This window comes from Hydrogenophaga sp., assembly GCF_018780385.1.
Taxonomy (GTDB): domain Bacteria; phylum Pseudomonadota; class Gammaproteobacteria; order Burkholderiales; family Burkholderiaceae_C; genus Hydrogenophaga.
Map to the genome: position 1 here is coordinate 286,638 of NZ_JADMJO010000003.1, position 14,754 is coordinate 301,391.

General features: G+C 63.9%; 12 protein-coding genes. 2 read left to right on the forward strand and 10 right to left on the reverse strand.

The features are described from left to right. Positions 1–2 precede the first annotated feature (2 nt). The 5 genes from rpsF to IV113_RS01980 all read right to left on the reverse strand — a co-directional run bounded on the left by rpsF (position 3) and on the right by IV113_RS01980 (position 3,982). A complete protein-coding gene (rpsF, locus tag IV113_RS01960) occupies positions 3–404 on the reverse strand; it encodes a 30S ribosomal protein S6 (RefSeq protein ID WP_291080286.1) in 402 nt (133 codons plus the stop codon). A gap of 186 nt (positions 405–590) precedes the next feature. Next, a complete protein-coding gene (locus IV113_RS01965; RefSeq protein WP_291080288.1) occupies positions 591–2,702 on the reverse strand; it encodes a sodium:solute symporter family protein in 2,112 nt (703 codons plus the stop codon). A 4-nt stretch (positions 2,703–2,706) separates the two neighbouring features. After that, a complete protein-coding gene (locus IV113_RS01970) occupies positions 2,707–2,967 on the reverse strand; it encodes a DUF4212 domain-containing protein (protein WP_291080290.1) in 261 nt (86 codons plus the stop codon). A 146-nt stretch (positions 2,968–3,113) separates the two neighbouring features. Then, positions 3,114–3,689, reverse strand: coding sequence for a tetratricopeptide repeat protein (locus IV113_RS01975; RefSeq protein ID WP_291080292.1), 576 nt, complete (start codon positions 3,687–3,689; stop codon positions 3,114–3,116). Beyond that, complete coding sequence (locus tag IV113_RS01980; RefSeq protein WP_291080294.1) at positions 3,686–3,982, reverse strand: hypothetical protein; 297 nt, start codon at positions 3,980–3,982, stop codon at positions 3,686–3,688. The genes IV113_RS01975 and IV113_RS01980 overlap by 4 nt, the downstream gene beginning before the upstream one ends. Positions 3,983–4,150: 168 nt before the next feature. Here IV113_RS01980 and IV113_RS01985 point away from each other — a divergent pair, with 168 nt between their 5' ends. After that, positions 4,151–5,650 (forward strand): putative nucleotidyltransferase substrate binding domain-containing protein, encoded by a 1,500-nt coding sequence (locus tag IV113_RS01985; RefSeq protein ID WP_291080296.1) that lies wholly within the window; start codon positions 4,151–4,153, stop codon positions 5,648–5,650. 22 nt (positions 5,651–5,672) lie between these two features. Here the strand turns inward: IV113_RS01985 and IV113_RS01990 are convergent, their stop codons facing one another. From IV113_RS01990 to ppsA, 5 genes are all read right to left on the reverse strand, one after another. Further along, positions 5,673–7,871: an exonuclease domain-containing protein gene (locus IV113_RS01990; RefSeq protein WP_291080298.1), complete on the reverse strand. Its 2,199-nt coding sequence runs from the start codon at positions 7,869–7,871 to the stop codon at positions 5,673–5,675. After that, positions 7,868–8,242, reverse strand: a complete 375-nt coding sequence (locus tag IV113_RS01995) for a response regulator (RefSeq protein ID WP_291080300.1) — start codon at positions 8,240–8,242, stop codon at positions 7,868–7,870. Before IV113_RS01995 ends, IV113_RS01990 begins: the two co-directional genes overlap by 4 nt. Then, entirely contained in the window at positions 8,239–10,989 is a 2,751-nt protein-coding gene (locus tag IV113_RS02000) for a sensor histidine kinase (protein WP_291080302.1), read from the reverse strand. Before IV113_RS02000 ends, IV113_RS01995 begins: the two co-directional genes overlap by 4 nt. Before the next feature lie 2 nt (positions 10,990–10,991). Further along, the gene (locus IV113_RS02005; protein ID WP_291080304.1) at positions 10,992–11,204 is read right to left on the reverse strand and encodes a hypothetical protein; all 213 of its coding nucleotides are present in this window, start codon (positions 11,202–11,204) and stop codon (positions 10,992–10,994) included. A gap of 149 nt (positions 11,205–11,353) precedes the next feature. Further along, on the reverse strand, positions 11,354–13,765 hold the full coding sequence (gene ppsA, locus IV113_RS02010; RefSeq protein WP_291080306.1) for a phosphoenolpyruvate synthase: 2,412 nt from the start codon (positions 13,763–13,765) through the stop codon (positions 11,354–11,356). 159 nt (positions 13,766–13,924) lie between these two features. Here ppsA and IV113_RS02015 point away from each other — a divergent pair, with 159 nt between their 5' ends. Then, positions 13,925–14,746, forward strand: coding sequence for a pyruvate, water dikinase regulatory protein (locus IV113_RS02015; RefSeq protein ID WP_291080308.1), 822 nt, complete (start codon positions 13,925–13,927; stop codon positions 14,744–14,746). Positions 14,747–14,754: the final 8 nt, after the last annotated feature.

The window sequence follows — 14,754 nt, forward strand, 5'->3', positions numbered from 1 at the left end:
CATCAAGCCTGGGCCTGTTCCTGCGGTTGGTGCTGCTGCTGGCTGCGCTGTTCGGGCTGCTGAAGCTTTCGGGCTTCTTCACGCTCGACCGACTTCATCATTGACGATGGGCCGGTGTCGGCTTTCTTGCGCAGCACGGTCAGGTGGCGCAGCACGGCGTCGTTGAACTTGAACGCGTGTTCCAGTTCAGCCATCACGGCCTGATCGGCCTCGATGTTGACGCACAGGTAATGGGCCTTGGACAGCTTGTTGATCTGGTAAGCCATCTGACGACGACCCCAGTCTTCAACGCGGTGGATCTTGCCGCCGCCGGCGGTGATCATGCCCTTGTAGCGCTCCAGCATGGCTGGAACCTGTTCGCTTTGATCCGGATGGATCAGCAAAACGATTTCGTAATGACGCATGGACTCTCCTTGTGGATTCACCCGCCGAGGGCAGGTTTGGGTTAAAGCTACCCCCAGCGTCGGTTGGGGTGCAGCAAGGCAAGCCCACGATTCTAGCAAAAAACCCGGCCAGTCGCGAAACTGGCCGGGTTCTTGGGCTCACCCGCCACCGAGGCAGCGGGTGAGCGGGGGTGACGCAGGCTGTGCTCAGCTCATGCGCAGGCTCGGGTAACGAACATGCTCCACCAGCTGCTGCACCTTGCGGCTGGGCTCCGGGGTCACCAGGCTGAGCAGAATGATCACGACAAAGCCGACTGGTACACCGAACACACCGGCCGAGATCGGCAGGATGCCGAACCACAGTTCGACGGGCGAGGTCACGCCAAAGATGCCGCGCATCCAGGGCTGGGTGGTCACCATGTAATACACGGTGATGCCCAAGCCTGCCACCATGCCTGCCGATGCGGCAATACCGGTGGCGCGCTTCCAGAAGATGCCCAGCACCAGCGCCGGGAAGAACGCCGCCGCCGCGAACGAGAACGCCGCCGAGACCAGGAACAGGATGTCCGCCGGTTTCTGCGCCGCCACGTAGGCCGCGGCCAACGCCACGATCAGCAGCAACATCTTGGAGATGGTGACGCGGCGTGCCGTGGATGCATTGGGGTCGATCATCTTGTAGTACAGGTCGTGCGACAGCGCGTTGGCGATCGTCAGCAGCAGGCCATCCGCGGTGGACAGCGCGGCGGCCAGGCCACCGGCAGCCACCAGACCCGAGATCACGTAGGGCAAGCCACCGATTTCAGGCGTGGCCAGCACGATGATGTCGCCACCAATGGTCATCTCGTTGAGCTGCAGGATGCCATCCTTGTTCACGTCAGCGATCGACATCAACGAAGGATCCACCTTGTTCCAGGAAGCCACCCAGGCGGGCAACTGGTCGAATGGCGTGCCGACCAGCACATGGAACACCTCGTATTTCACCAGCACGGCCAGCGCCGGAGCGGTGAAGTACAGCAGGAAGATGAAGAACAACGACCAGGTCACCGATTCACGCGCCTCCCGCACGCTGGGCACCGTGTAGTAGCGCATCAGGATGTGGGGCAGCGCGGCCGTTCCGATCATCAGGCAGAAGATCAGGGCCAGGAAGTTGCGACGCGAGGTGTCGTAAGCCTCCACTGCTTTCGCATCACCGTTCGGGTCACCCGCGAACTGCTGTGAATGCGGCGGCATGCCGTTGAGCGGCTTGGCCTTGTTGTCTGCGCCCGTCTTCGCAGCGGTCCACGCAGTCTTGGCAGCTGCCGCGTCTTTGGGCAAGGCGGCGATCGCCTTTTCCGCCGCCGCGATGTCTGCCGACGGCCCATTGGCGGCGCGCAGTGCGGCCAGCTTGGCTTCTGCAGCGGCCTTGTCCGCAGTCAGTGCTGCGGCGGGGTCCTTGAGCTTCTCAGCCAATGCGGCAGAACGCTGCTTGAAGATCTCGCGAACTTCCAGCTCCTTCGGGTCGGCAGTGAGCAGCTTTTCCTTGGCCGTGACTTTCTCCAGCTGGAAGCCGTAGATGGCTTGCGGCACCGGCACGCTGGTCTGCTTCACCGACAGCCAGATCACGGGAATCAGGTAAGCCACGATCAGGATGATGTACTGCGCCACCTGAGTCCAGGTGACCGCGCGCATGCCGCCCAGGAACGAGCACACCAGAATGCCGCCCAGACCCAGGAAAATCCCGAGCTCGAAAGCCACGCCGGTCAGGCGCGAGGTGATCAGGCCCACACCATAGATCTGCGCCACCACGTAGGTGAACGAGCACAGGATGGCCGCGAAGATGCCGATGAAACGTGGCAGGTTGCCGCCGTAGCGCTCACCCAGAAAATCTGGAATGGTGAACTGGCCGAACTTGCGCAGATACGGCGCAAGAAACAGCGCCACCAGACAGTAGCCACCGGTCCAGCCCATGATGAAGGCCAGGCCGCTGTAGCCCGTGAGGTAGAGCGTGCCGGCCATGCCGATGAACGACGCGGCAGACATCCAGTCCGCGCCGGTGGCCATGCCGTTGTAGACCGCCGGGACCCGACGACCCGCCACGTAGTACTCGGCCGCGTCGGTGGTGCGGCTCATGATGCCGATGCCGGCGTACAGGCCGATGGTGGCAAGCAGGAAGATGAAGCCGATCCATTCGCGTGACAAGCCCATCTGCTCCAGGATGGCCAGGACCACCACGAAGATGAAGAAGCCGCCCGTGTACCACGTGTACACCTTGTTGAGTTGCTGTTTGAAGGCCTTGTTGCCTTGGCCCCCACCAGCTTGGGTTTCGAACATGCCTGCCATGGTGTTATTCCTCGGTCTCTTCGACACCGTGCTCGATGTCGAGTTTGTTCATGTACCAGGCGTAGTACGCAATGATCACGCAGTACACCACCAAGGCGCCCTGGGCACCCATCCAGAAGCTGAACGGCCAACCGAAGAAGTTGAAGTTCAGGTCACGTGCGAAGTAGCTCACCACGAACGTCACGACGAACCAGATTGCAAGCAATATGGCGGTGATGTTGAGGTTTTTCCGCCAGTAGCGGCGGTGCTTGTCAGTCAGTTCCATGCGATCGACCTCCATCAAGAACACCCTCTCGGGCACATCACGAACGCCACCCCAGTCCCCCAGGCAGCCTGCAACCGGTCCGCGTTTCTCGGGCACCGGCTCCCACCGGCTCCCCCTTTTGAAGGCTGCGCAGCAGCGGCGTGAAATCAGGCCTGGGCTTGCCCAAGACCGGTCTCACGCTCCAGCTGTGCAGCCACTTTGGGCTCGAACTTTCGGAGGTGGCGAATGATCTTCGCGGCCTCGTCGGGCTCTTGCCGGTCCACATGAACCCGGGCCAGCTGATACCAGCCGTAGGGACTCATGGGTTGCAGTTCGGTGTTCTTGCGCAGAGCGGTGACGGCTTCGTCGAAGCGGCGCTGACGGATGAGACTCAGGGCCAGGCCGTACCAGGCCCGGTCGAGTTGGGGATCGAGCTCGGTGGCGCGCCGGAAAGCCGCCTCGGCTTGCTCCAGGTGGCCCATCTCCTCACTGAGGTAACCCAGATTGAACCAGCCCGCCGGTTGGCCCGGCTGCGCGGCCACCAGTTGTTGCAATGCCTGTTGCGCCCCGGCCTTGTCACCGAGTTCGGCCAGCAGGTGGGCACGGGTGGCCAGGGCGTAGGGATCGGCTGCGTTGACGCCGAGCAAGTCGTCCACCCGGTCCAACGCAAACTGGCGCCGACCGAGGAGCACCAGGGCGCGGATCTGCAACTGGATGAACTTGCGGTTGAGCAAACGATTCACTGACACAGTGCCACTCCGATCTTCAGACAGTGATTGACCTTGGTCAGCGTCACCCCCACCCAGATGAAGGCCAGAATGAGAAACGCCACCAGGGGAAGGTGGCGTTCAATCACGAATTTCGGTGTCACCAGCCGGGCCACTTGCACAAAGGGTTTGCCCACCTGCTGTAGCACCTGATAAAAAAGGTTGGTGTCCTTGCGCTTGCCGGCGAGCAAGCCCAACACCCATTGGCCGACCAGTGCCAGCAAGGCAATTTCGGTGATGAGCTTGACCGCGGAAATGAAGAAAAGCATGGAGGCTTCGGTTGGTTTGGAATCATTCTGAATTCGCACCTTACCGACTTCTTACAAATGGACTGGCGACCCGCTTGAGGCAGGTCAAACCCTCTAAGGATTTACCCGAGGTTTGCAGCACATGCACGGTATAGGATGAAGAACGGATTCTTAAGTCCTACAACACAGATGACCACACCACTGACAGAAGAACCGAGCACCACCCCGGTCCCGGGTGAGGCCAGCGCCACACGGGGCGACCCCGCGCTCACCCTCATGACCACCCCGGTGAGTTCGTTGATCAAACGCGCGCCGATCACCCTGCCCCCGCACACCAGCATTCGCACGGCCGCGCAACTCATGAGCGAGCAGCGCGTGTCCTCCATCCTGATCGTGGAGCAAGGCCATCTGTTCGGGCTGATCACCGACCGCGACCTGCGCGACCGCGTGATTGCTGCGGGCCTGGACACGCAGCGGCCGATCATGGACATCGCGACACTGGCGCCTTTTTCGGTGGGCTTGAACGACCCCGCGTTCAACGCCCTGCTGCTGATGGCGCGCCACAACATTCACCATGTGCCCGTGCTCGATGGGCAGCGCATCGCCGGGATGATCACCGCGACCGACCTGACAGAGCAGCACAGCACCTCGGCCGTGTACCTGGCCGGCGACATCTACAAGCAGACGTCGATCGATGGCCTGCAACGCGCCAGCTCCAAGGTTCGCGCACTCCAGCAAAGTCTGGCCGCAGCCGACGCCACGGCCTACAACACCGGCCACATCATCACCGCCATTACCGACGCCATCACCACTCGGCTGCTGCAGCTGGGCGAAACACAACTGGGCCCGGCACCGGTGCACTACGTGTGGGTCGCCGCAGGCTCCCAGGCCCGTAACGAGCAGACCGCCAAGTCCGACCAGGACAACTGCATGGTGCTCGACGACGCATTTGACGAAGCCTTGCACGGTGACTACTTCCGGCAACTCTCGCGCTTCGTTTGCGACGGCCTGGACGCCTGCGGCTATGTGCACTGCCCGGGCGAGATGATGGCCATGACCGACGCCTGGCGGCAGCCACGCCATCGCTGGGCCGAGTACTTTCGTCGCTGGACCCGCGAACCCGAGCCAAAGGCGCTCATGCTCACCTGCGTGTTTTTCGACCTGCGGGCCATTGCCGGCCAGAGCAGCCTGCTCGACGGCCTGCGCGGCGATGTGCTGCAGAGCACCCGGGGCAACACGATCTTTCTCGCCCACATGGTGGGCAACGCACTGACCCACCAGCCACCGTTGGGCCTGTTCAAAGGTTTGTCAACGGCGCGCAACGGTGAACACAAAGGCACGATCGACCTCAAGCACACCGGCGTGGTGCCCATCGTCGATCTGGCCCGCGTTTACGCGCTGGCGGGTGGACATGCCGAGGTGAACACGCACGACCGGTTGCTCTGCGTCGCAGACGGAGGGGACATCGGCAACCAAAGCGCACGCGACTTGCGCGATGCGCTGGAGTTCCTGGCCGCGCTGCGCATCCAGCACCAGGCGCGCCAGATTGCCGCGGGCCTGCCACCCGACAACTTCCTCAATCCGGAGGAGATCTCCAACTTCGAACGTACGCAGCTCAAGGATGCGTTTGCGGTGGTTCAGACCATGCAGTCGGTGCTGGAGCAGCGCTACCAGGTAGGGCGATTCTGAACAACCTGCCGCCGCGCAGGGATCAGTACTTCAGGCGCGAGTAGTACGTCTTCAGCGCCGCTTCGCGCGCCTGGCCCAGCGTGTGAATGCCCTGCTGCGCCAGCAGCGGGATCAGCTTGAGGAAGATCTCGGCGGTCACCATGGCGTCTCCCATGGCAGTGTGTCGACCGATCACGGGCACGTCGAAGCGCTCGGCAATGGCCTCCAGCCGGTGCGAGTCCTGGTTCGGGTGGATCACCGCCGACAGCAGCAGGGTGTCGAGCACCGGCTGGTCGAACACCACACCGGTGCTCTGCTCCTTGATCTGCAGAAAACGCATGTCGAACGCGGCGTTGTGCGCCACCAGCACGGTGTCTTGCGCAAAGGCGTGAAACGCCGGCAACACCTCGCCGATTTTCGGCTGCCCCAACACCATCGCGGGCTGAATGCCGTGGATCGGAATCGAAGCCGCCGGGATGGTGCGCTGCGGGTCCACCAGCTGCTCGAAGCACTCCTGGCGCAGCAGCTTGCCGTTGACGATGCGTGCCGCGCCGATCTGGATGATCTCGTCGCCCATGGAGGGCTCCAGCCCGGTGGTCTCGGTGTCGAACACGGTATAGATCAGATCGATCAGACGGCGCTCATCGAGCGATCGGGTCTGCTCGGTTGTCTTGAAAAGGTCGAAGTCGTAGTACTCGGGCCGGCTCTTGCTGTGCACATAGGTCGTGGCGTCGATCTGGTCGTGCGGATCGGCCAACGGCAACAGAATCCGGAAGAACGCCTGGTGGCGGGCGCGCTCGCGCTCGAACCAGAAGGCACCGCCGTGTCGCTCGATCACATCGCGCACGCTCAGCCCGGTGGTCTCGGCGCCCAGCGTCATGGCGTCCACTTCCCAACTCATCACCGTCTCGTTGCTCATCGCCTGCCCCGACCAGACAAGGTCCAGTTGCGCTTTGCCCGCGCTGCCCGTGGCCAGGTCCAGGCGCAGTTGCACGAAACGCACGCCAAACTCATCGACCAACCGGCCCGAGAGATGGACCAGCGCCTGCAAGAGGGAAAAGCTCTCGACCTTGAGCCAAACCGCCGGATTGACCTCCAGTGCGCTGGCCGGCAACCCGGTCACGGTCTCGATGCGACGCAGCGCGGCCGACACCAGATCGGCCCCCAGCATGTCTTCGAGCGGCCAGCGTGTCTTCAGGTTCTGAGTGGTATCGGATTCGATCGCCGCGATGCGCCGTGCCAGCGCGCCGGTTTCTTCGCGAACCACCCGCAGAAAGCGTTCGCGCGCGGCCGGCTCCAGATCGGGGTGGTCCAGCACATCGAGCGCGGCCTGCATGTTGGCCAATGCGGATCGGGTGCCCTCGGTCAAGGTGTGCAGCACCCGGTCGCGTGCCGACTCGGCCTCGAAATCGCGCGTGATGTTGTCGAGCATCAGCACGAAACCGGTGAGTTCGGCGCGATCGGCCGGGTCTTCAGCGGCCTGGGCCTGGGCTGAACGCACCGGCGCCATCTGCACGCGCAGCAGCTGTCCCGCGGGCGTGGAGGTCACGAGCTGGGCCGAAGGCTGCGCCACCCCCGCGAGCATGCGCTGCTGGATGTTTTCCAGTGCATGAGCCACCAGCTTGCGGTCGAACACGGTGTAGATCGAGCGGCCCAGGCCGATCAACTCTGCGCCACCGGCGACGTCGGGCGCTCGTGACAGCGCGCGAAACTGCAAGCGAGCGCGCTGGTTGTAGAGCAGGATGCGACCATCCAGATTGCACACCACGACGCTTTGCGTGAGCTCGGCCATGAGCGCGGCCAGCCGGCCCTTTTCCTGCTCGATGTCGCGGCTGGCCTCCAGCACGCGCGCATCCATATCGAGGCGCAGCCGGGTGCGCTGCGCCACCAGCTGGTTGATCACCGCAGTGACCGCACGGTTCTCCGCGCTGCCCTGAGCCGGCAGGACGCGCGCCCCGTCGGTGCGCACCAGCACCATGCCCTCTTCGGCGAGCTGGGCCGCCGGTTCGATGAAGTGATCCACCAGCGCACGCACCGCGAACGCCAGCGCGCTCAGCAGGACCACGCCCATCATGACCACCAGCGTGCTGCGCGAAGCCACGATCCCTGCCAGCAGTTGGCGTTGATCTGCATCCAGCGTCGAGCCCACGATGACCCACGTCAGGCAGAGCCACAGCAGGACGGCGCCACTCAGGAGCGCCACGCCCAGCCAGAACCGGCGGCCCATGCGCCGACGGCTCATGGCGCGGGCCCCAGCAGCTCGTGCACCTTTTGCACCAGCTCTTTGGTGGAAAACGGTTTGGTCATGTACGCGTTGGCACCCAGTGCCAGGCCCTTGGCCACGTCGGTGTCGCGGCCCTTGGCGGTCAGCATCACGATGAGCATGTCGCGCAAGTTCTCGTTGGCGCGCACCTCGCTGCACACATCAAACCCGGTCTTGACCGGCATCATCACGTCGAGCAGCACGAGCGCCGGGTGCTCGCGCTTGATCGCGTCAATGGCTTCCTGTCCGTCGCGCGCCAGCACGACCTCGAAGCCTTCCCGTTTCATGAGGAACTCCAGCGAAATCAGGATGTTGGGTTCGTCGTCGGCGATCAATATCTTGTGGCTCATGAGTCGTCTCCTTGCGTTGTTGTACCTGTCCGGCGCGGCAGCGAAAACCCGAACACCGCCCCCTGCCCCGGTGTGGAATGCAGCCACATGCGCCCGCCGAAATGCGCGACGATCTGTCGGCTGATCGGCAAGCCCAGGCCCGTGCCGCCTGGCCGGTAGTGCGCATCACCCGCGATCTGGCGGAACTTCTCGAACACCATGGCCTGCTGGTCTGGTGCAATGCCCGGTCCGTTGTCCTGCACCTCCACCTCGACACCCTCCTCGTGCTCTTTCAGGCTCAGCACCACGCGGCCGGTGTCGCGCGGTGCGTACTTGGCCGCGTTGGAGAGCAGGTTGAGCACCACCTGCATCAGCCGGTCGGCGTCGGCGTGCAGAGGCTGCACCCGCACCGGCACATCAAGCACCAACCGCACGCCGCGCTCGCGCAGCGGCTCGGCCATGGTGCTGGCGGCTTGCTCCAGCAGGGCTTTCATGTCCACTTCGGTGTCGTGCCACTCGGCGTTGCCCGACTCGATCTTGGCCATGTCCAGCACCTGGTTGACCAGGCGGCTCAGCCGCTCGGTCTCGGCCACGATGATGCCCACAAACTGCTGACGCTGCACGCTGTCCATGCCGGCATCGTCGCGCATCAGCTCGGCCAATGCCCTGATCGAGGTCAAGGGCGTGCGCAGTTCGTGCGTCACCGACGACATGAAATCGTCCTTCAGCCGGTCCAGGCTCTTGAGCTGGTCGTTGGCCTGGCGCAGCTCGGCCGTGGCACGCTCCAGCGACTGCGACTTTTCCTCCAACGCATGCGAATAGGCGCGCAACTGCGACGCTTCGTCAAGGATGCGCATCACGTCGTCGAGATCCAGTGCCTCCTCTTCCACCACCGATGCCACCATCACCCGCGCCGACGCGCTGCCGATGGCGCCGGCCAGTTGCGTCTCCACAAAATGAACCAGCCGCGCATCGGCCGGTATCTGCTCGATCTGCCTCACCCCGGCGCGATCGGCGTAGTCGGCAAACAAGCGCTGCGCGGCCTCCACGCCGAGGAAACGCCCCACCAGCGGCAGCAGGGCCGACACTTTTGCCTTGCCCTGCCAGAACACCGGGCGCGTGGCGAAGGTGCGATGAAACACGTCGACGAACAGCAGGGCCTGGCTGGTCTCGCGTGCGGTGGGCGCGCGCCAGAGCGACACGCCCACATAACCCGTCACATTGGCCAGCAGACTCCAGATCAGCGAGTGGGTGAGGTTGTCCAGCCCGGCCAGGCCGAGAAAGGCCTCGGGCTTGAACAGCCACAGGCCAAAAGGCCCCTGCTCCATGAAATCGGCAGTGAGCCAACCCGACTTCACCAGGGACGGAAGCATGAGTGTGTACGCCCAGAAGGCAAAGCCCAGCAGCAGACCGGCCAGTGCGCCGTGCTGCGTGCCACCTTTCCAGTACATGCCGCCCAGCAAGGCCGGCGCGAACTGGGCCACCGCCGCGAAGCTGATGAGACCGATGCTCACCAGCGCGTAGGCATCACCAGCGAGGTGAAAGTACAGATAGCCCAGCAACAGGATGCCCAGGATCGCCAGGCGGCGGATGCGCAGCAGCACGGCAGTGAGGTCGCCGCTGGCACGCGCACCAAAGCGACGCATGCGCAACAACAGCGGCATCACCAGGTCGTTGCACACCATGGTGGACACCGCGATGGCTTCCACGATCACCATGCCGGTGGCCGCCGAAAGGCCGCCCACGAAGGCAAACAACGCCAACGCACCTTGCCCTTGTGACAGCGGCAGCGACAGCACGAAGGTCTCCGGGTCCATGCGCCCCGAGCCGAAATGCAGCAATCCCCCGAGCGCGATCGGGAGCACGAACAGGTTGATGAGCAGGAGGTACAGCGGGAACCCCCAGACCGCGCGCTTGAGGTGGTTCTCGTCCACGTTTTCCACCACCATCACCTGGAACTGGCGCGGCAGGAAGATCACCGACAACATCGCCAACAAGGTCAGGCCCAGCCACTGCGCGTAAGCAAATGGCTGGCCCTGGTCAAACTGCATCAGGCGGCGCAGCTCCTCGACGGCATGGGCCTGGTCGAACAGCGCCGCCGGGCTTGCAAAGAGGCCGAAGCACACGAACAGGCCCACCGCCATGAAGGCCACCAGCTTGACCACCGACTCGAACGCGATCGCCGCCACCATGCCTTCATGGCGCTCGGTGCTGTCCAGATGGCGCGCGCCAAACACGATGGTGAAACCGGCCAGCGCGATCGCCACATACAGCGTGCTGTCGCTCCACCAGTCCGCACTCTGCACCGCCGGCATGCCCAGCGGCGAGGTGAGCACCGCATAGCCGCTGGCGATCGCCTTGAGCTGCAGCGCGATGTAGGGAACGATGCCCACCACCGTGATCAGCGTCACCAGGCCCGCCAGCAGCGGGCTCTTGCCATAGCGGCTGGCAATGAAGTCGGCGATGGAGGTGATGCGGTAGGTCTTGGCGATGCGGATCATCTTGCGCACCACCATCCAGGCCAGCAGCATCGCCAGCATGGGCCCCAGGTAGATCGGCAGGAACCACACACCGGCGTTGGCCGCGCGCCCCACACTGCCGAAATAGGTCCAGGCGGTGCAGTACACCGCCATGGAGAGCGCATACACCCAGGGGCTGGAGATCACCGAACGGCCCTGCGCGGCCCGCAGGTCGCCCCAATAGGCCACAGCGAACAGCAGCAGCAGATAGGAAAACGAAACGCCGATGACGAGCGGGGCCGAGAGCATGTTCAGTCGTGTTGAGACACGTTGCTGTGGTGCTCCACCACCCACGCAAGCGCTGCGATCAGCACCGCCCAGATGACGAACAGCGCGAGCGGGAACAGCGGCAATCCCCACACCCGCGCATCGTGGTCCCAGAGCGCCAGCAGCGGAAAGTTGAACAACGCCGCAGCGGCGAAGAACAGGGCCACCAGGCGCTGGGCGGCGAGACCTTTGAACATGCGTGTCTCCTCAAACGCTCACCACGGACCATGGCCAGCGGTGCGCGATTCGATTGTGCGCCATGCGCTGAGCCGAATCTCACGCGTCGGGTCATGAAAAAAGCGGCAGGGTTGCCCACTGCCGCTTGTTCACCAACGCGCTGGTTTCGTCACTTCTGGGTGGACGACAACAACTGCCAGGTGTCGACCACGGAGTCCGGATTCAGCGAGATCGAGCTGATGCCCTCGTCGCGCAGCCACTGCGCGAAGTCGGGGTGGTCGCTGGGGCCCTGGCCGCAGATGCCCACGTACTTGCCCTCGGCCCGGCAGGCGCTGATGGCCATCTGCAACAGCGCCTTGACCGCCGGGTCACGCTCGTCGAAATCGTGCGCGAGCAGCTCCAGGCCCGAATCGCGATCCAGACCCAGGGTGAGCTGGGTCAGGTCGTTGGAGCCGATCGAGAAGCCGTCGAAGTACTGCAGGAAGTCCTTGGCCAGCACCGCATTGCTCGGGATCTCGCACATCATGATGACCTTGAGACCGTTCTCGCCGCGCTTCAGTCCCTTGTCGGCCATGAGCTCGGTCACTCGCTTGGCCTGGCCCAGCGTGCGCACGAACGGCACCATCACCTGCACGTTGTCCAGGCCCATGTCTTCGCGCACGCGCTTGAGCGCTTCGCATTCCATGGCAAAGGCTTCGCGGAAGTCTTCGCTGATGTAGCGCGCCGCACCGCGAAAGCCCAGCATCGGGTTCTCTTCATCGGGTTCGTAGCGCGAACCACCCACCAGCTTGCGGTACTCGTTGCTCTTGAAGTCCGACAGGCGCACGATCACCGGCTTGGGCCAGAAGGCCGCCGCGATGGTGGCCACGCCTTCGGCCACCTTGTCCACGTAGAACGCGCGCGGCGAGGCGTGGCCGCGGGCCACCGACTCCACCGCCTTCTTCAGGTCGGCGTCGATCTGCGGGTAGTCCAGGATCGCCTTGGGGTGCACGCCGATGTTGTTGTTGATGATGAATTCCAGCCGCGCCAGACCCACGCCACCGTTGGGGATCTGGCAGAAGTCGAATGCCAGTTGCGGGTTGCCCACGTTCATCATGATCTTCACGTCCAGCGGAGGCATCTCACCACGCTGCACCTCGGTGATCTCGGTCTCCAGCAGGCCGTCGTAGATGTTGCCGGTGTCGCCCTCGGCGCAGCTCACCGTGACCAGCGTGCCCTCCTTGAGCAGCTCGGTCGCATCGCCACAACCCACCACCGCCGGAATGCCCAGCTCGCGCGCGATGATGGCCGCGTGGCAGGTGCGCCCGCCGCGGTTGGTCACGATGGCGCTGGCCCGCTTCATCACCGGCTCCCAGTTCGGGTCGGTCATGTCGGTCACCAGCACATCACCGGGCTGCACCTTGTCCATCTCGCTGATGTTGTGAACCAGGCGCACCGGGCCCGTGCCCACCTTCTGGCCGATGGCGCGGCCGCTGGCCAGCACCGCGCCCTTGCCCTTGAGCTTGTAGCGCACCTCGGTCTTGCCGGCGCTCTGGCTCTTCACCGTCTCGGGGCGCGCCTGCAGGATGTAGAGCTGACCGTCCACGCCGTCCTTGCCCCACTCGATGTCCATCGCGCGGCCGTAGTGCTGTTCGATCACCATCGCGTAGCGCGCCAGCTGCTCCACGTCGGCGTCGGAGAGGCTGTAGCGGTTGCGCAGCTCCACCGGCACGTCGGTGGTCTTCACCAGCTTGCCCTGGAGCGTGCCGCTGCCCGATTTCTCGGCATCGGTGGTGAAACCCATCTGGATCAGCTTGCTGCCCAGATTGCGGCGGATCAGTGCGCGCTTGCCGGCCTTGAGCATGGGCTTGTGCACGTAGAACTCGTCCGGGTTCACGGCGCCCTGCACCACGGTCTCGCCCAGGCCGTAGCTGCTGGTGATGAAGACCACGTCCTCGAAGCCGCTCTCGGTGTCGATGGTGAACATCACGCCGGCAGCACCCAGGTCGGAGCGCACCATGCGCTGCACGCCCGCACTCAGGGCCACGTCGGCATGGGCAAAGCCCTTGTGCACGCGGTAGCTGATGGCGCGGTCGTTGTAGAGAGAGGCGAAGACCTCCTTCATCTTGTGCAACACCTCTTCGATGCCGATCACGTTGAGGAAGGTCTCCTGCTGTCCGGCAAACGAAGCGTCGGGCAGGTCTTCGGCGGTCGCCGAAGAACGCACGGCAAACGAAGCCGTGGTGTTCCCGCTGGTGAGGGTGACGAAGGCTTCGCGGATGGCCTTTTCCAGATCGGCCGGGAACGGCTGGTTTTCCACCATGGCCCGGATCTCGGCACCGGCCAATGCCAGCGCGCGCACGTCTTCGGTGTCCAGCGCGTCCAGGCGCGCGTTGATGCGCTCGGTCAGGCCGTCGTGTTTGAGGAATTCACGGAACGCGTGTGCCGTGGTGGCAAAGCCGGTGGGCACTTTCACGCCGGTGGGCAATTGGGAAATCATCTCGCCGAGGCTGGCGTTCTTGCCGCCGACCGACTCGACGTCGCTCATCCGCAATTTTTCGAAAGGCACGACCAGATCGGTCGCTCCAAACAGGTTGGACATGGGAAAACTCCTAAGGTTGAAAAACCGGGGTGTCCATGCAGGGGCTGGCGACCTGTTGTTCTGTTGTGGGTCTGGCACCGGGCAGGGAAGCAAATGAGACGGCAGGGCCACGGATAATGACCCCGACACAACACCCGGTATTGTAAGGACGCGCCCCCCATGCCCAACAGAACGGTCTTCTTCATCTCCGACGGCACCGGCATCACGGCCGAGACCTTCGGCAACGCCCTGCTGGCCCAGTTCGAAATCGAGGTGCGACGTGTGCGCCTGCCGTTTCTGGACAGCGTGGACAAGGCCCACCAGGCGGTGCGCCAGATCAACCACACCGCAGAGATCGAGGGCAAGCGCCCGATGGTCTTCACCACCGTGGTCAACATGGAGGTGCTCGCCGTGTTTCAGGGGCACTGCCACGGCATGATGCTCGACATGTTCGGCACCTTCGTGGAGCCCATGGAGCATGAGCTGGGCGTCAAGTCCAACCACCGGGTCGGGCGTTTTTCGGATGCCTCCAAGAGCAAGGCCTACAACGACCGCATCGAGGCCATCAACTTCTCGCTGGCGCACGACGACGGCCAGAGCCACAAGGACCTGCAGGGCTCCGACGTGATCCTGGTGGGCGTGAGCCGCAGCGGCAAGACGCCGACTTCGCTCTACCTGGCCATGCAATACGGCCTGAAGGCCTCCAACTACCCGCTGATCCCCGAAGACTTCGACCGCCGCAAACTGCCGCCTGCCCTGGTGGCGCACCGCAAGAAAATTTTTGGCCTCACGATTGCACCCGAGCGCCTGAGCGAGATCCGCAACGAGCGCCGTCCCAACTCGCGCTATGCGAGCCTGGACAACTGTCGCATGGAGGTGAGCGAGGCCGAAGGCATGATGCGGCGAGAAGGCATCCGGTGGTTGTCGACGACGACCAAGTCGATCGAAGAGATCGCCACCACCATCCTGCAGGAGATCCGGCCGGAGCGCCTTGAGTACTGAGGCGCCTC